Below are 21,791 nucleotides of genomic sequence, written 5' to 3' on the forward strand. Positions count from 1 at the left end.
GCCTTCGCGGGCAAGCCTCGCTCCTACAGGATGCAGGTACACCTCAACCCCTGTAGGAGCGAGGCTTGCCCGCGAAGAGGCCCGAACAGCCAACATAAAACCTTCAGGCAATAAAAAGCCCCACCAGACTCATCACCTGGCAGGGCTTCGATGACGCCAAACGCTACTTACGCAACATTCATCGTCTTGTGCGTATCAATCAAATGCTGCACCACACCCGGATCCGCCAGGGTCGAAATATCCCCCAACCCATCATATTCAGCGGTCGCAATCTTGCGCAGAATCCGGCGCATGATCTTGCCCGAACGCGTCTTCGGCAACCCCGGCGCCCACTGGATTACATCCGGCGAAGCAATCGGGCCGATCTCTTTACGCACCCAGTTCTTCAGCTCCAGACGCAATTGCTCGCTGGTCTCTTCACCAGCGATCAACGTGACGTAGACATAAATACCCTGCCCCTTGATGTCGTGCGGCACACCGACCACGGCGGCTTCAGCGACTTTCGGGTGCGCCACCATCGCGCTCTCGATCTCGGCGGTACCCATGCGGTGGCCGGACACGTTGAGCACGTCGTCCACACGGCCGGTGATCCAGTAGTAACCGTCCTCGTCACGACGGGCACCGTCACCGGTGAAGTACATGCCGCGGAAGGTCTTGAAGTAGGTGTCGACGAAACGGTCATGGTCGCCATACAGCGTGCGCGCCTGGCCTGGCCACGAATCGAGAATCACCAGGTTGCCCTCGGCGACGCCTTCGATGATGTTGCCCAGGTTGTCCACCAGCGCCGGCACCACGCCGAAGAACGGACGCGCCGCCGAACCAGGCTTCAGTGCGTGAGCGCCTGGCAACGGGCTCATCATGTTGCCGCCGGTTTCGGTCTGCCACCAGGTATCGACGATCGGGCAACGGGATTGGCCGACGTTCTTGTAGTACCAGTCCCACGCTTCCGGGTTGATCGGCTCACCGACCGAACCCAGCAGACGCAAGCTGCTGCCGTCAGCACCTTCAACAGCGGCCTTGCCCGACGCCATCATCGCGCGGATCGCGGTCGGCGCGGTGTAGAGGATGTTGACCTTGTGCTTGTCGACGATCTTCGCCACCCGAGTGATGTCCGGGTAGTTCGGCACGCCTTCGAACAGCAGCGTGGTCGCGCCGTTGGCCAGCGGGCCGTAGACGATGTAGCTGTGGCCGGTGACCCAGCCGACGTCGGCGGTGCACCAGTAGATTTCGCCCGGGCGGTAGTCGAACACGCGCTCATGGGTCATGGCCGCGTACAGCAAGTAGCCGCCGGTGGTGTGCTGCACGCCCTTCGGCTTGCCGGTCGAACCGGAGGTGTAAAGGATGAACAGCGCTTCTTCGGCGCCCATCTCTTTCGGCGCGCAGACACTGCCCGCCACTTTCATCAGGTCTTCAAACCAGATGTCGCGATGCTGGTTCCACTTGATGTCGCCACCGGTGCGCTTGCACACGATGACTTTCTGGATGCTGCTGGTTTCCGGGTTGGTCAGCGCGTCATCGACGTTGGACTTGAGCGGGATTTTCTTGCCGGCACGAATGCCTTCGTCCGCAGTGATCACCACTTTCGAGCGGCAGTCGATGATGCGACCGGCCAGGGCTTCCGGCGAGAAACCACCGAACACCACCGAGTGAATCGCGCCGATCCGGGTGCAGGCCAGCATGGCGACCACGGCTTCGGGAATCATCGGCATATAGATAGTCACCACGTCGCCGCGGTGCACATCCTGGCCGCGCAAGGCGTTGGCGAACTTGCAGACTTGTTCGTGCAGCTCGCGGTAGGTGATGTTGCGGCTTTCGGAAGGGTCATCCCCTTCCCAAATGATCGCGACTTGATCGCCGCGCTCGGCCAGATGACGGTCGAGGCAGTTGTAGGAAACGTTCAGGGTGCCATCGGCGAACCATTTGATGTCGACATGGTGATCGTCGAAGGACGTCTGCTTCACCGTGGTGAAAGGCTTGATCCAGTCGAGGCGCTTGGCTTGCTCGCGCCAGAAACCGTCAGGGTTGACGACCGACTGCTGGTACATGGCTTTGTAGGTTGCCTCGTCGGTCAGCGTGTTGGCCGCTACCTCGGGACGAACGGGATACAGAGAAGCCGCACTCATCTTTCTTACCTCGGTGGAATAGTTGTTTTTGTATGGCCCTGTTGTAGCCCGGGCCGGGCCTATAGAACCATTCGACGATGGTAGTAACAAGCCCCTACAAATTATCGTGATAACCCCGAAATGCCTCCGCTAAACCCTGTAGGAGCCGGCTTGCCGGCGATGGTCGCCAACGATAACGCGCCAATCCTGACACCCCGTAGCGCTCTCAGGTTTATCGCCAGCAAGCTGGCTCCTACAAGGAATGATCGATTCCCCAACAACGTTATCCGGTGATTGTTACGAAATCTGTCAAAGGTGTTTATCAAAACCCCACCTATATGAATGCCACCCCCACGCCTAAAATCCACCTCGCCAACAAGGCAAACCCTGATTAACCAAGTTGCAGCCCCCACGAAGGCAGTTAATCAAAAACACCAGTAACCAAGTTCCACACGCAACCCCAAAAAGGTTGCGTGACCCCACTCGACCTCTAAAAGGTAAAACCGAAATGAAAGCTTTATTAGTTCTGGCCCTCTCCAGCCTGTGCGCAACCGCCATGGCAGACGAGGTCCCGACTGATGTCGCCCAGCAACAACCGGTCATCGAGGAATACACTTACTCCACTCACCTCGATATCGCCAAAGTTGTCTCCATGAGTGAAATCCCCAATGTGTGCGAAGTTGTCCCCATGAAAATGGAATACGACGACTCCAAAGGCCAACGCCACATCCTGCGCTACAGCATCATGGGTAACGGCTGCTCCAACGGCTGATCACCCGCACTCCCCAAAACGGTTCGACCCAATGCCCGATCATCACACCGACCTGTAGGAGCCAGCTTGCTGGCGATAGCAGTCGACGCAATGTTCCAGGCAGTCAAAGCACCGAACCGTATAGATCGATTTATACGATAGCTTTAAGCATTTATTTGCGCTTTTTAATCGAATCCATCGGCGTAGTATGAATTCCACACCAAGGCACACAACGCCAACGAATCTGGAGCAACGACCATGAAAACCAAACTGATCCTCGCCCTGACCCTGTCTGTACTGGCCGCCAACACCTTCGCCGCCGACGGCTATGACCGCACAGGTTCTGCCACTTTCACCACCGAAGCCGCTGTCGCTTCTGACGGCTACGACCACACCGGTTCGGCCAAAGTCGCCGCCGATGGTGCCGATCACGTCGGCGCAGGCAAACTCGCTTCCGATGGCTTCGATCACACCGGCGCCGCCAAAGTCGCTGCCGATGGTGCCGACCATGTCGGTGCAGGCAAACTCGCCGCCGATGGTGCCGACCACGTCGGTGCAGGCAAACTCGCCGCCGATGGCGCAGACCACGTCGGTGCCGCTCGCCTGAGTTGATCATCGAGCGTGACTGACAGCCCGACTTCGGTCGGGCTTAGTTGTGTCTGAGGCCAGCGAAAACCGACTCAAAACACAACATGTAGTGAAAAACCCGATTTTTTGGCTATTTTTTGAACAAAAAAGTAGCACGTCAAAATTTAAGAAAAAAAATCTGCACCCGCGATCTCCAGCCAAAGCCCTGTAAACCCTCGCTCCGACCGAAAAACCCTCCTTCTCGACCGCTCCATGCGCGGATTCGCCCCACCACGGCCGCAAAAATTTCCCTATAATGCCGGCTTAAACGGGCCTGCAATATTCCCTTACAGGGATGACAGCCAGTCCGAAGCCCAGGCCGACGTCGTCAACGACAGCAGCGCCATCAGCGGCTCTCGGAACCCCGTACAAAATTATGTTTATTTGCCTGCGTGTACCGCTGCAAAAAACGCTATCAAACGCGGCCAGACAGGTCGTGTGAAAAACCAACCAATCAGTTTTCACACGGGCATCTGGCCCTCACGCAGGAGACGACACGTCATGCTGAGCTGGGACGAATTCGACAAAGAAGACAGCGGCGAGACCGTGGTAAAAGGCGCCAACGCCGGCCACGCGACTGAAGCCAACATGGACCGCCTCGACACCGCCGGTGGTGTTGCCGCTCAAGAAGCTCGCGCTGTAACCGCGTCCGACTCCGCCGCCATCGCTCGCGCCAAGGCTGCCCTCGACAACCTCGACATCGCCGAAGGCCTCGCCGAACTCGAAGGCGCCTCCGCCCGTGTCGCCGTTGACGAAAAGCGCATGATCAACTGCCGCGCCGACCTCAACCAACTCGTACCGTTCAAGTACGACTGGGCCTGGCAAAAGTATCTGGACGGTTGCGCAAACCACTGGATGCCGCAAGAAGTCAACATGACCGCCGACATCGCCCTCTGGAAAGACCCGGAAGGCCTGACCGACGACGAGCGCCGCATCGTCATGCGCAACCTCGGCTTCTTCTCCACCGCCGACTCCCTGGTTGCCAACAACCTGGTCCTGGCCGTGTACCGCCTGATCACCAACCCGGAATGCCGCCAGTACATCCTGCGCCAGGCTTTCGAAGAAGCGATCCACACCCACGCCTACCAGTACTGCATCGAATCGCTGGCCATGGATGAAGGCGAGATCTTCAACATGTACCACGAGATCCCATCGGTCGCGAAAAAAGCCACCTGGGGCCTGAAATACACCCGTTCGATCTCCGATCCGAAGTTCGAAACCGGCACCGTCGAAACCGACAAAGAACTGCTGCGCAACCTGATCGCCTACTACTGCGTTCTGGAAGGCATCTTCTTCTACTGCGGCTTCACCCAGATCCTCTCCATGGGCCGCCGCAACAAAATGACCGGCGTCGCCGAGCAGTTCCAATACATCCTGCGCGACGAATCCATGCACCTGAACTTCGGCATCGACGTGATCAACCAGATCAAAATCGAAAACCCGCACTTGTGGGATGCCGAGATGAAGGAAGAGGCTTCGCAGATGATTCTGCAGGGTACTCAGCTGGAGATTGAATACGCGCGTGACACCATGCCTCGTGGGGTGTTGGGCATGAATGCGGCGATGATGGAGGACTATCTGAAGTTCATCGCTAACCGTCGTTTGTCGCAGATTGGGTTGAAGGAAGAGTATCCGGGGACTACGAATCCGTTCCCTTGGATGAGCGAGATTATGGACTTGAAGAAAGAGAAGAATTTCTTTGAGACTCGGGTTATTGAGTATCAGACTGGTGGGGCGTTGAGCTGGGATTAAATATTACTAATTAAACGAAAAAGCCACCAAAAGGTGGCTTTTTTCTTTTAAAAAAATTGACATTAATTACAGTTAACACATCTCAACACATACAAAACAAGATATAAAATCAAACATCAAATACTTTGTACTCTAATCATAAAAAGAGCGCTCATCCACAACCGACTCCTTATGAATACGAATCACAATGCCAGACTTCTGAATTTGAAAAGTTAAATTCTCTTTTGACTTAAGGTTTGCAACTGGGTTTCTAATAGCTTCAATCACCCCCCCCTCCTTCACATCTTTGGTCGTTCTAACATACCGCTGCCCGACGCCAGTGTAATTCCAAACAGGAACGAACCCGCCATTCATAACATCGTTCAAATACAGAGAATCAACAATAAAAACATCACGACCTTTAGGAGTTTTCAAAGATACCCCCGTAAAATAATTATGATTAGTAATTATTAAAAGCAGAACCTCAACCTCTTCAAACACGAACCCTTGAAGCACATTATTAGCACGTGAAAGATAGTCATAACGCTCATCCAATTGGACTAAGGCACCAGAAATATGATTTTCAACAAACTGATATGCATCGCGCCGACACTCAGGCTTCACACTGCATTTCACTTCACAAACCGCCCATACCCCATCATGCAAATTGAATACCCCATCTATTTCCGGCGCCCCCTTACGAATATCGCGATTTAGTCTGTAAAATTTCCTCCCCGATTTCTCAACTAGATCTTTGACGACGCTTTCAAAAAAAAGGCCTTTATTAAGAAATACGCCCTCTGAAAACACAACATCACTACGAACAACTATACGATCTACTATTTTTTCAAAACAAAGAGACATGATACGAGACGGTATTATGTAATACTCCCCCCCAATCAAATAAATACTGACATCAGCACTTGGCCCATTAAGACTCAAATCACAAGACAACAATTCAAGCAATTCTATTTGCTCGGGAGGAATCCCTAAAACACTACAAACCCGCCCCGAACTTAATTTTTTTATTTGTGCTGCTTCACCATTGCTAACACGCTTTCGATTTACACCATCCAGCTCGCATGCGTAGACGTATAGACAAATAAGATATCCAACCAGCTCTCTTATCGTAAAAACACTTTCCTTATATGTACATGCAGCATCAACATTATACATAAGCTCAAGCAACTTTATGACAGAAGACTTCTTCAACTCCAATTCAAAATTAGCCCCCCGACTAAAATCGAAATGCATCACACCGTTATTGAGCCTCCCGAGTCCACTACGATGGATTAAATCTTCTAAGCTACCAGCATCCCCCTCATATAGATTGTAGAACTTATAATTTAGATCTCGATATATCTCTAAATCTCGCCATCTAGGGTCATACCAATCCATATAATATTTAGCTCGTCGCACGAATCTATCCAAACCCTTCGCCGAAATCACCGGACTCAGAGCCGAAACATCGATGGGAAGACAATTCCCGTGAGCAACCTCCTGAATAAACTCTTTTAAAGAGTCATAGTGCGCCATATCGCTCCAGAAATTAGAGACGGCAGACTCGCAATCTAACTTTTTATCAGCTACACCTTCGCTTTCAACACCTCTTTTTGATATAAAATACAAAACCGAAATCAATGTTGAAATCAGATGCCCTGCTTGAGACACCAATACACTTTCAGGATATATTTTCCCGTCAACACTTACTCCATGTACCTCCATACGCAAAACTGCTGTTTCTAAATACTCAATAATTTTATCCCTCCCTACATCAAAAACCTTACACTCGGCATCAGCATATGATTTTTCGGCCACGCTCATAGCCCATTTAAAAAAAAGCGCGTTTTCAAGTCCTCCCTCACTCCCCCCAATTGTGATTACTTTATTTAAAAGCTTTTCACGCAAATCATTCGAAATAGAGAACAGCCTCCCCGACACAAAAAAAGCGGTCACTTCTTCTCTGGAGTTAACAAATGATAGGAGTTCCTTGTCTTTAACTACCCTCCTCCGAAAATTATTTGCCAACTTATATATCTTTTCATCAAAAACAAAATGCACACACCCTCCAAAATTATCAAACAAATAAAAAACCTAGCAAAACATAACTGCTATTTCAGGCCATAACCCTACATTTTTCAATAAACGGTATATCACCTATTTGCTAGAATCCTTAATGAATATTGCCAATGAAAACAAGCTAGAGCAGCCGAAACAAAAATCCCTATTAGTGAATAGCATAAAATCAAGATTTGGTCGCCGATGCACTGGCTTTCCTACACGTCGCCGGACTCGAAGCCGTTCCGCCCCGTGTCGCCGTCGACGAAAAACGCACGATCACCGCTACACCAGCCTCAACCAACTCGTGCCATTCAAGTACTACGAGGGCAGGCAAAAATATCCGAAAGCCTTGGCCAACGACGAGCGCCTCATCGTCATGCGCAACCTCGGCTTCTTCTCCACCGCCGACTCCCTGTGCCAACAACCTGGTCCTGGCCGTGTACCGCCTGATCACCAACCCGGAATGCCGCCAGTACATCCTGCGCCAAGCGTGCATCGAATCGTTGGTCATGGATGAAGGCGAGATCTTCAACATGTACCACGAGATCCCATCGGCCGCGAAAAAAGCCACCTGGGGCCTGAAATACACCCATTCGATCTCCGATCCGAAGTTCGAAACCGGCACCGTCGAAACCGACAAAGAATTGCTGCGCAACCTGATCGCCTACCACTGCGTTCTGGAAGGCATCTTCTTCTACCGCGGCTTCACCCAGATCCTCTCCATGGGCCGCCGCAACAAAATGACCGGCGTCGCCCAACAGTTCCAATACATCCTGCACTTCGAATCCATGCACCTGAACTTCGGCATCGACGCGATCAACCAGATCAAAATCGAAAACCCGCACCTGTGGGATGCCGAAATGAAGGAAGAAGCTTCGCAGATGATTCAGCAGGGGACTCAGCTGGAGATTGAATACGCTCGGGATACCATGCCTCGCGGCGTGTTGGACATGAACGTGGCGACGATGGAGGACTATCTGAAGTTCATCGCTAACCGTCACCTGTCGCAGATCGGTTTGAAGGAAGAGTATCCAGGGACGACTAACCCGTCCCCTTGGATGAGCGAGATTATGGACAGAAGAAAGAGAAGAACTTCTTTGAGACGCGGGTTATTGAGTATCAGACTGGTGGGGCGTTGAACTGGGATTGATCGCTAGAGAGAAAACATAATGCTGAAAAAGTCGCCGGTCGGCGACTTTTTTGTACAGAATGCTTGAAGGTAAAACAGCAACAACGTCTGGCGCATCTCGGTCATTGTTGCCTAAAGCAACCCAACAACTAAATCTTAATACCCTCAAAAATCATCACCGCAAGTTCTTTCGAATCCAAGTTCGGGACACCAATTCTTCCATAATATCTAGAGAAACCGCTTACCAAACCTTCAGCAAAAGGCGTATCTAAAGTTGCAACCCTTTTAGCCGAAGCTGACAACTCTTCTAATGATACAGTTGAGATCATTTGAAAATCAGCCACCAAATCCGGGATAAAGCACGTACCCGGTAAATACTTAAATCTCTCAGGTTGGACTTTTTCTCGACGATCCCTTACCAAAGCGGTCAGATGCCTAAGTTCAGTCGCACCTTGAGATTTCGCTAACTTACTCTTAGCATATTCCTGCGAATCCTCCAGAGGCAAACAACGAACCAATACAACAAATTCTATTTTACCTTGAGCGAAATCACACGCGGGGTTCATGACCACAAAGTGCGCATCTTGCCAAGTGATGATATCACCAGTTTGGATGTCATCACCAATAGATGGCCACATATACATCTCAACAGGATGGACGATATCGGGATTTGCGTCATTGCCTCGCAAAAATCTACGTATGGAATCACCAGCTAAAACGTTCCCCAATCTGCGCGCAAGCAGAAAGGCAAGTTCCTCCTTACGAAACGCATCATTGCCAGATCTCCAAAACTCATCAATATGCCCCCAGAGGTACTCTCGCTGCTGGTCTTGGATGTGCTTTATTAGATGAGGCAGGCGCGTTTCAAAAACCTCAACAACCGCAGTTCTAAGCAACTTGACATCATCATCTCCCTTAGCTACGACTCTCACCATAGGGCTTTCAAGGTGCTTTACCTTATGGGGATGTCCCGTATAAAAAATAACGGGAACAAAATGAGTTTGACGCAGAAACTCAAGCACCTCTTGCCCTTTATAATCAGCCCCCTCTACATCTCGAGCATCGTCTTTTAAATCCAAAACAACTAAATCATACTTAACCTTTAGAGCATGTGACTTCGCATCTTCGAAATTTAGAATAAAATCACAAGCAATCTCGTCATCAGGACCAAGAGTCCTTATACCCGAAAGAGTTTCAACAGTTTGATTGGCGATAATTTCTTCATCGTCAACTACAAGAAAAGTCCATTTCACACTCAAACCCTCTTCCGAAGTAAAATTCTAAATGAAGCACCTGAAAGCTCACCACCTTCCAGCAACTCCAAAGCACCATCGTAATAATTAGAGACTATCTCACCGACTATAGACAGACCAAGACCCGCACCAGAATCACGAGTTGAGTAATAAGCATCAAATATAGACTCACGCTCCGCTTCCGGGACTCCTGGGCCACTATCAGAAAATATTATCTCTACGTAACCTTCAGCAGTGCGACCAACCCGCACAAGAATACTTCGCTCATTTTCAGGAACGAGATGGAGCCAATAGATACTATTCTCAATAAGATTTACGAATACCTGCTGCAACTCGTACGGATCTACTGAAACGAGAGTTTCAGTATTGGAAAAATCATAAGATATAGAGGCATCGAAAAGCTGGGTCTCAAATATATCAAATGCATCCTGAATAATTTTTTCGATATAAAGCTTAGATGGTCGCCCACCTCGTCTACCACCAAAAGGCTCAATTCGTTTAAATATTAGACTCAACGCTCCAGCTTGTCCTTTTATCTTCACTAGTCTGCCGCTTAGGCTCCTAATTTTCGGCACTTCACTGTGACCATAATCTTCCAAGTCCTCTTGCCCCAGAGCTGACTGGGTTGTTATCACAGACAAAGGCTGACGCCCCTCGTGCAACACTGCATCTACCAACTTCCCTAGTGTTGCTAATCCGCTATACCTCGCAACGACCGCTTTAATACTCTCCATTCGCCCAACAAGCTCTGTCTCAATATTATCGACCAGATCTTTTGCATGAGAGTCTAAAGGGTGCTGCTTAGATAAGTGCTCACGAATGCCATGTAAATTTGGGAGATCAAATAATCCCCCTTGGCGACCGACTTGAGGGTCCTTAATTTTTGGATCGCTTTTCTTACGAACGCGATGCCGAAACTCCTCCATCCTCGATAAAACGCATATCATAATCTCGTGAAGATCAGTGTAAGCAGCACCTTCACGAAGTCCCTCTCTATTGGACTGATCTTTTAAATTCTTATTACCGTCAGCGGTGATGGAAATGTAACCAACTATCTGATTATTAGAAAGCCTATACGCTGGCTTCTGAACCCGACGCAAATCTAGGCGCAACCAATCATTCTTCGGCTCACCATATGGCATAACTCGAAAGCCATCTCGATAGATGTTTATTCCTGCGAAATTATCCAAATCCTTCCTTACACTTGATATTGTCCCACCTAACTTCTGCTGCACATTACCCAATTCATCACGGTCCCAAACTCTTAGCTGTATTGCCAAGGAACCACATTCAGGAGCGCGATAGTTTTCATCCCTAACAAGTAACTCTCCACCCTCTTTCATAACCCACCCGGCTTTCGGATGAACAACAAAAGCACCCTCGAAAGTTTCTACCAATCCTGTAGCAAGGGCCTCATAGCGCAGACTATATCTCCCATCTTTATAAACAGTGCCTGTGACATTATAGTGCGGATATTTAATTACATCAGGAGGCCTTATTTCCGACGTATAATGCTCAAAGCCTGCGGGCGCCTCAATATTAATTTTAAATCTTGAGTATTCAGCAAAAGGAGAGACAAGCCTAGACAAACCTCTTTGAACTTCTTCAAAACCGGTAGCATTCCATTTGCTTTTTAGGTTAGCCATACGGAGAACTGTGCCCTGGTATGACACCGACTTATCTTCTTGAACACTTTCGTTCAGAGACACAAAATCTATTTCACCGCCCTCAACTATGCTTTCAGGCTCTCTGGATTGAATCGGAATTACAACTTCATCCAAGTACTTCTCATCATCATCAAACTGCCGCCAATCAAAAAAAGCAAATACTTCTTGAGGAGCATTTTTCTTACGACTTATAAGTTGTAATGTGGAAGCTAAACGAGATGTCGCAAAACGACCAATTCCCTTCTCACCAAGCACCCGCCGACCGCTTGTCGTTTTACTTTCTTTTACCTTACTCGGAGTGGCAGGCTCCATCCAGGCTTGGCGCACCACATCTAATGACATACCTTTGCCATTATCGATAACTTCTATCTCTCCAAAACCTAAATCCAATGGACCTGTAAATTTTATATATACTTCTGACGCATCTGCATCATAAGCATTTTTTACCAATTCAATTAATGCAACACTATCACTACTTATGAGCTCTTCCCCTAGCGTACGCATTATGCGAGCACGAGGCCTGAATCTTGACACACCGTTATTTTCGATCACAACAATCCCTCCTAGTTGGATATAAGCATGTCAACAACAAACAACAAACTCTAAGCAGCTTTGTTAACACCTTGCCTTGTAGAATTTTTAACCAGCGAAGCAACTATTGATTGCATGACTGGAGAACAAACGGCATTTCCCATGAGCTTAACTTTTTCACGACGAGTTACCGCCGGAAACATATAATCCTCTGGAAACCCCATTGCCTTCCTTAACTCATCAGGCTGCAACATACGCATCATATGACCATTGGATGTTGGCGTTACAAAAGCAAAGCGATCCACAGTAGTAATAGTCCTCAGCGGTGCTTCCATTCTCTGCCAACCACCACCGCCATCCGTTCCGTAATACACAATTAAAAATGATTTATCAGGTCCCAACTCTGATATTGCCCGATCTGCCCGAGCAAGAGTCTCTTTAGCTCTTTTGGGAGCCCTGAGAGCGGTCATTTTGTACTTTCCGCTTTTATCTAAAATATCCCAAACACTTTTAAAACTAGTGCTTATTGGAAGAATTTCTTCGGGTTCAGCAAGGAGGTCAGCAATCATAAACAACCTGCGGCGGCGCTGGGCCACACCAAAACATGACGCATCAATAACCTGCTCTCTAACGTTATATTTCAAACGTTTGAGTTCAGACATCAACTCTTGATATCTCCCCCAAGGCTTCATATGGACAACATTTTCTAAAGTTATCCACCTAGGCTTCATAACCTCCGCATATCTGATTACTTGAAAAGCAGTGTCCTTGCTTTCTTCAGATCGTGGTTTGCTTCCCCTAGCACATGTGTGATGCGTGCACTCAGGTGATGAAATTAGAAGATCGATCGGACCCGTTTTTGCCAACACGTCCTCGGGTGTCAAGATTCGAAGGTCTTTCTGAAAGACATGAGCCTCTGGAAAATTCAGGCTGAAGGAATCAACTGCTGGTCCCCACAGATCAACACCACCAACGATTTTGGCACCGCCCTCCCGCGCCCCGAGGCTGCTGCCTCCTGCGCCACAGAACATGTCAAACGTACGAATCTGATCCATTTCAAAGCCTTTAATTTATCTTCTAGCCAGGTTACCAGGTTCCCGGCACCATTAAACACTGATGGCACTAGGACACTACAATGACCGACAACCTGGTTTACTCTGTTGACGAGCTGTCAAGCTCAGATTTGATGATTGACGCTCGCTATTCTGGGAGCCGAAATGGCAACTCCAGCGACGATCCTCTGACAAGACTGCTCAACCTCAGCAACCAAGGAGGCTTCAGAATCAGAGGAAAGCGTAATGATCCACGGTTGATTGCTCTGTTATCGAGCATGGAGGATCTTGATTGGCCCGATGAACTGGACCTCTCTACGGGCGTATTTACCTATTACGGTGATAACAAGAAGCCCGGGCGTAAATTGGACGAAACCAACCGGTATGGCAACAACCTTTTGGAGCTAATTTTTGAGCGCCAGCATTCCGGTTCAAGGGCCGACATCCCCCCAATTTTTGTTTTCACCAAGGCCGGAATCTATCGGGATGTGATTTTCAGAGGGCTTGCGGTACCCGGTCGGATTGGAAGCACTCACAACGATGATTTAGTAGCGGTTTGGCACGCGAGCAAAGGGCAACGTTTTCAGAATTACAGGGCCACGTTCACCATCCTCGATTTGCCAGAAATACCCAGAGCGTGGCTGTCTGACATCATCAATGGCACACGAGCAAGTGATAGCGTGCATGCACCAGTAGAGTGGCAGAAGTGGGTTAAATCGGGTCAGTACACCCCACTCATAGCCAAGCGCTCACAACCCATTCGGTCCAAAAAGGATCAGCTTCCATCCTCGAAAGAGGACCTCAAGATGCTTGCCATTCTGCACAAACACTTTGCGTCGGATCCTTATGCATTTGAGGCCTGTGCTGCTCATCTGGTGAGGGTATGCCTGCCTGACACGGTTGAACTTGATCTTACGAGACGCTATCGGGATGGCGGTCGTGATGGAATTGGCAAGCTCCGAATCGGGAGGTCTGAAACTTCTGTCCTTGTGGATTTCGCAATCGAGGCCAAATGTTATGGCATTAGTAACTCTGTAGGTGTGCGGGAAGTTTCGAGGTTGATCTCTCGTCTGCGACATCGACAGTTTGGGGTGATAATCACAACATCATGGCTTCACGACCAAGCCTATAAAGAGATTGTTGAAGATGGCCACCCAGTGATGATTCTCGCCGGAAAGGACATCGTTGAGCTTCTTCGTGAGACAGGGTTACAAGACAGTAGCGCCGTCCTGAACTGGCTGGAGACGAGCTTCCCTTTGAGCGAGGTCTGAATGAGCGCAGACGTAGTCACCCCAGAACACCGTTCCAAGATCATGTCGATGATCAAGAGCAAAAACACGAAGCCTGAAATGCTCGTACGATCGGTGTGTCATGAGATGGGGCTTCGCTATCGTCTGCATAGAAAGGATCTGCCGGGGACACCTGATTTGGTGTTTCCCAGGCACCGGTTGTGCATATTCGTGCATGGATGCTTTTGGCACCGGCATCCTGGATGCAAATATGCGTATACACCGAAGAGCAGACTCGATTTTTGGCTTCCTAAACTCGCGAGAAATGTAGAAAGGGATCTGGCGGCTCAACAAGCGCTGCAAGCCCTCGGGTGGAGAGTGGCGATTATTTGGGAATGCCACACGAAAGACAGAGAATTCTTACGCAACGAAATCCGCATTACCCTCGGTTCGGATGCTTAGGCCTACAAGCTTCTGACTCAAATTCGATAATCGATTTTATTGGGTTGACCGTATTGCTTTGACCCCCTAGGCTTTCGATTCGGCGCCTAAGAAACGCCTTAACCAGAGCGGTCCTCCGCACCCGACAGTCATGCGGCTTTTTTTCGTCTGCGGTTTCTCTACGTCTGCGAAAAATTCCGTTATGTCGGGAGTGGGCGAATACAAGACCCGAAAGGGGAATATGTCCGGCCCGTCTCTGGTGGGTTTCTTAGCTCCCGACACCCATAACGAATGCCCTAAGAAAGCAGCCAGAGGTAAAGGAAATGCCTGACATTCCGACCTTCACGATGAAGGTGACTTGCCGTATCCGTGTGTCCAATCGCGCGCTTCCGTTTCAGGAGGTTCGCCATGTCTGAACCGCTCGTTTCAACCCTCTTCCTTCGTCACGGTACCTGCCTTCGCGCCCTTCTGGTGGAGAACCAGGTGTGGTTCTGTGCTCACGACCTGGGACGATTAATGGGCAAACATCTCAACGAACGCATGTCACGCAAGCTGGACGCAGATCAGCGGCGGATGATGTTCGTGGAGGCTCAAGGTATAGCCGAAGAACGACTGATGATCAGCGAGTCCGGCGTTTATGCGTTGCTGGTTTATCACTATTGCCCGGAGTACCGGCTCCTGAGGGAATGGCTGACTCACCAGGTTATTCCGGCGTTACGCGATGCGCGTCCATCGCGGTCAGTTGAACGGCCAACGTTGAGTGTTCTGGACTGGCCCAAGATGTCGCTCTGCATGTTGCACTGGCAGGATGAACCGTGGATTCGGTTGCGGGACATGCCTTGCGTATTGGCAGATGATCCATTCAATCAGCGCGGTTCGTGGTGGCGTAAGGCGTCACGGGTGTTGCGAGGGTTCTGATTGTTCATTGCCGTAAAAAAAATCCGCTGCTTGAATTTCAGGCAGCGGATTTTTTTGGGTGGTGTATTTAATAACGCCTTCGCGAGCAAGCTCGCTCCCACAAGGGAATTTGCTGCTGGGTCTGCTCCCGGTGCGAGCAACACCGTGGCGCTGTGCCCGAATTGCCATCGACGTTGTCACCATTCGAGTGATCGGGATGAGTTCACTGCTTCACTGTTTAAGAAGGTGGAGCGGTTGAAGTTTGAGTGATTGGGCCTGGAAAATTTCATCGCACATGAGCACGAAGGCAGCGAGTCGCAAGGATAGCGCTGCCGTTCAGATAAAAAGAGAAAACGCTTAGAGTCATCCAAGACTCGTCCTACAGCCACGATTAGCCACGTTCGTTAACGTCGCGCAGCCCCTTTACGGGGCTGCCGATGGACGAACGAAAGGATGATCAGTGGCTGGCAACAAAGACATTCCGCGGGTTAAGAATCCACCCTCCGGTGATGGGCATCACGTCACCTACCGCTACATGACCGCCACCGAATTGGCCGAGCGGGACGCCAGACAAAAAGCCTATGAGGCCATGCTGGCCAGGCAAGACGCCTTCGAACGCAGCCGTCAGGTCATCGCGGAAAAGCAACGGCCCACTCAAGCTGGATGTGTCTTCGCCAAGTCCTGCAAGCTGCCGGACGCCATCATCGATTACTCGAATCCCTCAGGGATGGTGCCGACCGATAGCCTGAAAGACTACGGTGACCTGATTCTGCTGGGTGCTCGCGAAGCGGACGAATCAGGCGCGGTGCCACTGAAGAAGATCAGTGGCACTGCGATTCCCGCTGGGCTGGGTTCTCTCGCCTTGGCCGGCTCGGCATTCGCCGCTGCTCCTGTGGTTGCGGCGAGCGCCGTAACAGCAACGCTAGTTGGCCTTGTTGCGCTATTCACACCATCGAGTCTGGGCGACAGCTCGCTTTACACCGACGACCAACTCCGTGCGCTCAAACAGGCCCGTACCCGCGTTCGCCTGCGGGTCGAGCAACAGACTGACGGCAGCCTCAAGGGATATGGTTTCTACACCGGCAAAAATCGCGATTGGGGAATGGTTGATGTCGCGCAGTTCACATTGCGTGGCAGCCAGCAGGTGGCTGACCTGGGTGACGGCATTGAACTGATCTGGACGCCGGCCGTGGATGGTTCCGACATCCTGGGCATTCCGGCGCTGGAGGCTGCCCCGCAAGCGCCGCATATCTGGGTTTACCCGCCAACGAAAGCGGCTGACAGCATCATCGTGAACCCGGTTTATCCGCCGGAGTACAAGGATTTCATTCTTGTGTTTCCGGCGGATTCGGGGATTAGGCCGGTTTATGTTGTGGTGAGTGTTGCTGACCACAATTACCATCCCGCACCGAAGGGGCTAATTGCCTTTCCCGATGCAACGAGGGCGAAACGTAAGACCCCGCTAAAAGGCGGCGGTGGCCTTCGAAAACGATGGAAAACGTCAAAAGGGACAATTTTTGAATGGGACTCGCAGCACAGCACTGTGGAGATGTACGACAAACGCGGCCGCCATCTCGGAGAATATGATCCGACTACCGGCAAGCAAACCAAACCTGCAGACAGCTCCAGGAGCGTGGAACCATGATTTATGTAATCGAAGCCTTTCACAAACATAACGAACTGCTGGCATTCGAAGTGGAGCTACCGACTGGGTGCGATCAGGAAATTAAAAACATTATGGGTTGGACTGCTGAGCAGCAAGGATGGGAAGGATACGACCTTACGGACGAGCAGCTTGGAGCCTTGGAGGCTTTGCTGGGAAAAAAAGTGTATGACGCAGCCTACCTATTTCAACTTAGCTGCAACGCTTGAATATATGAGTGGGAAACCAATTTGGCACCTCCACTGAGTTAGCCAGGTAGGAAGCCCCCCAAGTGACCCTAGAAAGAAAAAACATGCGCTATCTTTCCATCACCGGCTTTTACCCCGATGAGAAGCAGGACGATACATTGCAGTTCGAACTGGCTGTTAAAGACTACGAGCTCAACCAGCTTCTGGCTCAACTGACTGAGTCAAAAAACCTCGAAGAATTAGAGCCCGGTGAACTGCAACTCACTGAGGATCAGGTCGGGCAGGTTGCAGATTTACTCAAAATTGATTTCCCAGAAGGTCTGGAATACTTCATCGGAGCACGCGCAGGCACCTAGACAAATCCGGCACGGCATTCGCTGCCGCTCCCGTGGTCGCGGCGAGCGCCGTAACAGCAAAGTTTGTTGGCCTTGTTGCACTGTTCACACCATCGAGTCTGGGCGACAGCTCGCTTTACACCGACGACCAACTCCGTGCGCTCAAACAGGCCCGTACCCGCGTTCGCCTGCGGGTCGAGCAACAGACTGACGGCAGCCTCAAGGGATATGGTTTTTACACCGGCAAAAATCGCGATTGGGAAATGGTTGATGTCGTGCAGTTCACACTGCGTGGCAGCCAGCAGGTGGCTGACCTGGGTGACGGCATTGAACTGATCTGGACGCCGGCCGTGGATGGCTCCGACATCCTGGGCATTCCGGCGCTGGAGGCTGCCCCGCAAGCGCCGCATATCTGGGTTTACCCGCCAACGAAAGCGGCTGACAGCATCATCGTGAACCCGGTTTATCCGCCGGAGTACAAGGATTTCATTCTGGTGTTTCCGGCGGATTCGGGTGTAAGGCCGGTCTATGTCGTTGTCAGTATTTCTCATCATTACTACCCGAAGCCACATACCTTGCCGGCCTTCCCGGATGCAAAATGGGCTCCAGGCAAAACCCGCATGAAGGGCGGGGGCCTACGTCCTCGTTGGAAGGATAAAAAAGGCACAATTTACGAATGGGACTTCCAGCACGGCGCAGTGGAGAAATACAACAAACGCGGAAAACACTTGGGCGAGTTTGATCACGCATCAGGCAATCAGACAAAACCTGCAGACCCAACGAGGCCGGTAGAGCCATGAAGCACACTGTGATGGGTATCAATGAGGGAGACGACTTTGCTTCTTATGAGAACGTGCTTGCGATCAAAAGCGAGGAGCTCGCGGTATTGATGGGCTGGAAGGATCAAGAGGATTACGTGTATGACTACCAATTGACGAAGGAGCAAATTACAGCCATTGAACAGGCCTGCTCGGTTTCGTTTCCATCCGATCTCATTCTTTTTTTAACCACCAGTCAAAATTGACGTGTGATAGTGGACAGGGAGATCCCACACAAAAAAATCGAACAGTCTCCTGCTCGGTTTTTTTCGCTTTCTTCGCTGGGTGTAAAAAAAGCGACTCTTCAGCTCATGTGTGCCGGATCCGAGACCGCTATAAAGCCTAACGGGGGTAGACCGGCTCGCCACAGGATTGGTTGTCGGGTTGGGAAATGTGGTGATCTTACGAATCGCGAGCAGGCTCGCTCCTACAGTGTTTTAAGGCCCATATCCGCAATAGTTGCATCACAAGCGGCCCTCAAAACCATCGATGGTGTCGCCTGAGGTCTTGTCAAAGTCCGCAGACATCCGAATCTTACCCCTCAACCGCCCAGGCTTGCGCGCCCGGTGTGCTTTGACATGAGGCACCAGATCTAGATAAGGCTTGCCGTCCTCACGATGACAACCGTATCGCCAAGCCATGCGCGCTCAGCGAGTTGAGGGAGCTGGGATTTAGCTTCGTGCAGGGTTACTTGTATGCGTTCAGTCATATGACGCCTCGTAAGCGTTCAGCCAACAAACCTTCCGAACTCCAGCATTAAGGACGATGGTGTCTGCGTATTTTTAAGCGGACGCCATAGTCCTTAACGTCAGGATTTCCATGCGCCAACGAAGCTCTTATCCCAAACCGTTCAAAGCCCAGGTTGTTCAGGAGTACCTGCAACCCGGCGCGACCCTCTCCAGCGTTGCCATCGCCCACGGCATCAATGCCAACGTCATCCGCAAATGGCTGCCGCTTTACCGGGATCAATCAACATCCAAACTGCCAGCGTTCATTCCATTGAAGTCTTCGCCCAAGCGGCCGACTGAGGGCCTGGCGCTCATCGAGTTGCCCCTCGGCGAACAATCAATCACGGTCAAATGGCCGACTTCTGATCCTGAGGGATGCGCACGCTTTATCCGTGAGCATGCAAGACGGATTGGCTGGACGTTTGCGGTCTAGGGAACGGCGTGAGGCGATGAACGAGCGACGGCGCACAATATCGGCATCATCCTGGGCAGCTCAACTGTTCAGGGTGAAGCTCAATGGAAAAGAGTGTGCTGTTCCTGGCCAGGTAGAAATGCTCCTGGTGAAACTTGAACCTGCGCATCATCGCCAGCAACTGCGGTTCCTTGCAGGCCAGTTGCTCCAGATCACGGCGTATTCTCGCCTCCATGTTGGCCTTGCGTTCCTCGGAGAGGCTGCTCGCTGCCAAGTCGATCCTGTAGCGGTAGAAGATCGTGTCACCGTACGTCAAACCGACGAACTCAAGGGTAGTAATTGCATCCAGTTTCTTTGGCAGGGTCGAGTCAAACTGGGCGAGGTGCTCGACCAGCAGCGCCTGTTGGGCCACCTTCTCCTGCTCGGCCTTGAGCGCGAAATAGCGTCCAATCCCGGCAATCAGCACCACCGCAGCGATACCCAGATAGAAATTACGCGGGTTGCGCCGCTTCTTCGGCGCCAGCTTCATCAACATCTTGAATGACTCGTCCTGAGCATGAAAAAGCCCCTGGCGAAACTAGGAGCTACGGGTGAAAACGACATAGCTTGACACAATACCCCGAGGGAGCACTCGGCCAATCCGGGGTGGTTATCAGGGTGAGCACTGCGTGAGCTGTCTGCCCAAGCCTGAACTGACTTCGACGCGCCGCGGCTCCGAATTGAGAAGCCAGGAAAAATCTCTAGCCTACCTTCAATTGCCCAGTATGTTGCAGTTCAGCGCTCAGGGCGGTCACTGGCCCACTAGCGCCCTTAATGCTGGAGTTCGAAAGGTGGCTAGCTGAAGTCGGAGATTTTCGATAGGCGAGGTGTCGAGGTTACTCTCCGTAAAAAATGACGCCTCAAACCTCTGTGTCTCGACCTTGCCCGTAGCACGCTAGCCACCTGCTCATTCAACTGATCAAGCCCAAGCATTGTAGGAGCGAGCTTGCTCGCGATGGTCGTGAACGGTAACGCGTGTAACCAGATGCCCCGTGGTGTTCCTGGGTTTTTCGCGAGCAAGCTTCGCTCCTACAGGGGATGGTGTGTTGCCGTTGATTTTGTGGTGTGTTTAAAAGAGTGTGTGCAACCCGCCCCGCCTCCCGCTATTAATACCCTTCCCACTCAAGGACCCGAGCCCACCATGAAATTCGACCTCGCCTACTGCCTCAGCCTCGACGACAAACTGTCGATCTATGACGTGCGCGATTTGAATTTCGACGAAACCGTGGAGTTCGATTCCGCCAAGGAACATTTCCAATGCCCCAATGACGCCTGTAGAGCGGCCTTCGATGCGGCAAACGTGCTGACAACGTTCAACGCCAAAAATGTGAATTACGTCCGCACCCCGCACTTCAAGAACACGCCCAGCACTCGGCATGTGACGGATTGTCCTTATGTCAGTCTCAAGACGCCGGCGTCCGGTGTGGACGCGGACGGTGCGGAAACGGATGACAGTCGCGAGGAGCATTTTCCGTCGGAGTTGTTGCTGACTCGGCGTCAGTATGTGCGTAAGCCGTCGAACCCGGCGGTTGCGGCGGATGTAACGCGGGACGATCCGAAACCTCTTACAAAGCCCAACGATACCGAGCACCCAAGCCAAGAATCAGCGCCGGACAAGACCAGTATCTTCGCCCACCCAGTGGAGTGTTTTGTGTCGAACTTCGAGGACAAGGAGTTGCTCAAGCGCGTGCCGCTGAAGATTGGCGAGCACACGGCGCCTTATGGGTCGTTCTTCAAGAAGATCGAATACCTGACGGACAATAAGGGGCTGATTTACTGGGGCAAGATCAAGGAAATCAAGGATTACACTCAGAGTTTCCGGATCGATTTCGAGCAGAAGGTCTGGTTCAAACAAGCGGATGAGGCGAAGAAGAAGCCTTATTCGGTCAACGTTTACCTGAGCAAGAAGTTGATCGAGAACTACCGCAAGCGCAAAGCGTTTCTGGAAGAGATCAAGCACGCCATCGACAGCGAAGCGGAGTTGTATTGCTTCTTTTATGGCGTGACACCGGAGTTGAAACAGGTGCCGAGCAAGAAAAACCCCGAGCAGACGTTCGGGGTGTTCAGTGCGAATATCGAGAACCTGGATCACTTCATTATTCGTGAGGCGCCGGGGTTGGCTGATAAGTAGCTTCGG

Annotated in this window: 18 protein-coding genes and 3 pseudogenes; 15 read left to right on the forward strand and 6 right to left on the reverse strand. The window is 51.1% G+C overall.

Annotation, left to right across the window (positions count from 1 at the left end; all coding sequences use genetic code 11):
* Positions 1–167 precede the first annotated feature (167 nt).
* Positions 168–2,123 carry an acetate--CoA ligase gene (gene acs, locus KGA97_RS18410; RefSeq protein WP_008034880.1) on the reverse strand — a complete coding sequence of 652 codons (1,956 nt, stop codon included), beginning with the start codon at positions 2,121–2,123 and terminating at the stop codon, positions 168–170.
* Between the two features lie 487 nt (positions 2,124–2,610).
* On the opposite strand from acs, the gene KGA97_RS18420 reads away from it, so the two are divergent.
* The 3 genes from KGA97_RS18420 (at position 2,611) to KGA97_RS18430 (ending at position 5,232) form a co-directional block, all read left to right on the forward strand.
* Complete coding sequence (locus tag KGA97_RS18420) at positions 2,611–2,874, forward strand: DUF2790 domain-containing protein (RefSeq protein ID WP_008034878.1); 264 nt, start codon at positions 2,611–2,613, stop codon at positions 2,872–2,874.
* Positions 2,875–3,111: 237 nt separating this feature from the next.
* The gene (locus KGA97_RS18425) at positions 3,112–3,465 is read left to right on the forward strand and encodes a hypothetical protein (RefSeq protein ID WP_223481235.1); all 354 of its coding nucleotides are present in this window, start codon (positions 3,112–3,114) and stop codon (positions 3,463–3,465) included.
* A gap of 516 nt (positions 3,466–3,981) precedes the next feature.
* Positions 3,982–5,232 (forward strand): ribonucleotide-diphosphate reductase subunit beta, encoded by a 1,251-nt coding sequence (locus KGA97_RS18430; protein ID WP_008034875.1) that lies wholly within the window; start codon positions 3,982–3,984, stop codon positions 5,230–5,232.
* Between the two features lie 132 nt (positions 5,233–5,364).
* On the opposite strand, the gene KGA97_RS18435 is transcribed toward KGA97_RS18430, so the two are convergent.
* On the reverse strand, positions 5,365–7,296 hold the full coding sequence (locus KGA97_RS18435) for a hypothetical protein (RefSeq protein ID WP_223481236.1): 1,932 nt from the start codon (positions 7,294–7,296) through the stop codon (positions 5,365–5,367).
* Positions 7,297–7,463: 167 nt separating this feature from the next.
* Here KGA97_RS18435 and KGA97_RS18440 point away from each other — a divergent pair.
* Positions 7,464–8,422, forward strand: a pseudogene (locus KGA97_RS18440) (ribonucleotide-diphosphate reductase subunit beta).
* A gap of 128 nt (positions 8,423–8,550) precedes the next feature.
* Here the strand turns inward: KGA97_RS18440 and KGA97_RS18445 are convergent.
* From KGA97_RS18445 to KGA97_RS18455, 3 genes are read right to left on the reverse strand one after another with little or no spacing between them, the layout of a single operon-like run.
* Positions 8,551–9,654 (reverse strand): response regulator, encoded by a 1,104-nt coding sequence (locus KGA97_RS18445; RefSeq protein WP_223481237.1) that lies wholly within the window; start codon positions 9,652–9,654, stop codon positions 8,551–8,553.
* A 2-nt stretch (positions 9,655–9,656) separates the two neighbouring features.
* Positions 9,657–11,873 carry an ATP-binding protein gene (locus KGA97_RS18450; protein WP_223481238.1) on the reverse strand — a complete coding sequence of 739 codons (2,217 nt, stop codon included), beginning with the start codon at positions 11,871–11,873 and terminating at the stop codon, positions 9,657–9,659.
* 50 nt (positions 11,874–11,923) lie between these two features.
* Positions 11,924–12,907, reverse strand: coding sequence for a DNA cytosine methyltransferase (locus KGA97_RS18455; RefSeq protein ID WP_223481239.1), 984 nt, complete (start codon positions 12,905–12,907; stop codon positions 11,924–11,926).
* Positions 12,908–12,987: 80 nt separating this feature from the next.
* Here KGA97_RS18455 and KGA97_RS18460 point away from each other — a divergent pair, with 80 nt between their 5' ends.
* The 10 genes and pseudogenes from KGA97_RS18460 (at position 12,988) to tnpA (ending at position 19,636) form a co-directional block, all read left to right on the forward strand.
* Positions 12,988–14,175 carry a restriction endonuclease gene (locus KGA97_RS18460; RefSeq protein ID WP_223481240.1) on the forward strand — a complete coding sequence of 396 codons (1,188 nt, stop codon included), beginning with the start codon at positions 12,988–12,990 and terminating at the stop codon, positions 14,173–14,175.
* On the forward strand, positions 14,176–14,595 hold the full coding sequence (locus tag KGA97_RS18465) for a very short patch repair endonuclease (RefSeq protein ID WP_223481241.1): 420 nt from the start codon (positions 14,176–14,178) through the stop codon (positions 14,593–14,595).
* A gap of 387 nt (positions 14,596–14,982) precedes the next feature.
* Positions 14,983–15,492: a Bro-N domain-containing protein gene (locus KGA97_RS18470; protein ID WP_223481242.1), complete on the forward strand. Its 510-nt coding sequence runs from the start codon at positions 14,983–14,985 to the stop codon at positions 15,490–15,492.
* 135 nt (positions 15,493–15,627) lie between these two features.
* Positions 15,628–15,741: pseudogene (locus KGA97_RS18475) on the forward strand (HNH endonuclease); the annotation flags it as partial.
* 190 nt (positions 15,742–15,931) lie between these two features.
* Complete coding sequence (locus KGA97_RS18480) at positions 15,932–17,116, forward strand: colicin E3/pyocin S6 family cytotoxin (protein WP_223481243.1); 1,185 nt, start codon at positions 15,932–15,934, stop codon at positions 17,114–17,116.
* Positions 17,113–17,343: a hypothetical protein gene (locus KGA97_RS18485; RefSeq protein ID WP_223481244.1), complete on the forward strand. Its 231-nt coding sequence runs from the start codon at positions 17,113–17,115 to the stop codon at positions 17,341–17,343. The genes KGA97_RS18480 and KGA97_RS18485 overlap by 4 nt, the downstream gene beginning before the upstream one ends.
* A gap of 83 nt (positions 17,344–17,426) precedes the next feature.
* Positions 17,427–17,678 carry a pyocin S6 family toxin immunity protein gene (locus KGA97_RS18490; protein ID WP_223481245.1) on the forward strand — a complete coding sequence of 84 codons (252 nt, stop codon included), beginning with the start codon at positions 17,427–17,429 and terminating at the stop codon, positions 17,676–17,678.
* 5 nt (positions 17,679–17,683) lie between these two features.
* A pseudogene (locus KGA97_RS18495) lies at positions 17,684–18,457 on the forward strand (colicin E3/pyocin S6 family cytotoxin); the annotation flags it as partial.
* Entirely contained in the window at positions 18,454–18,681 is a 228-nt protein-coding gene (locus KGA97_RS18500) for a hypothetical protein (RefSeq protein ID WP_084322761.1), read from the forward strand. The pseudogene KGA97_RS18495 and the gene KGA97_RS18500, both read left to right, overlap by 4 nt.
* 613 nt (positions 18,682–19,294) lie before the next feature.
* Entirely contained in the window at positions 19,295–19,636 is a 342-nt protein-coding gene (gene tnpA, locus KGA97_RS18505) for an IS66-like element accessory protein TnpA (protein ID WP_223481246.1), read from the forward strand.
* 46 nt (positions 19,637–19,682) lie between these two features.
* Here the strand turns inward: tnpA and KGA97_RS18510 are convergent, their stop codons facing one another.
* Entirely contained in the window at positions 19,683–20,144 is a 462-nt protein-coding gene (locus KGA97_RS18510) for a hypothetical protein (protein ID WP_223481247.1), read from the reverse strand.
* Between the two features lie 651 nt (positions 20,145–20,795).
* Here KGA97_RS18510 and KGA97_RS18515 point away from each other — a divergent pair.
* A complete protein-coding gene (locus KGA97_RS18515) occupies positions 20,796–21,785 on the forward strand; it encodes a hypothetical protein (protein WP_223481248.1) in 990 nt (329 codons plus the stop codon).
* Positions 21,786–21,791 lie beyond the last annotated feature (6 nt).

Origin of the sequence: Pseudomonas sp. BF-B-15, assembly GCF_019946675.1 — a bacterium.
In the GTDB taxonomy this organism is placed as follows: domain Bacteria; phylum Pseudomonadota; class Gammaproteobacteria; order Pseudomonadales; family Pseudomonadaceae; genus Aquipseudomonas; species Aquipseudomonas migulae.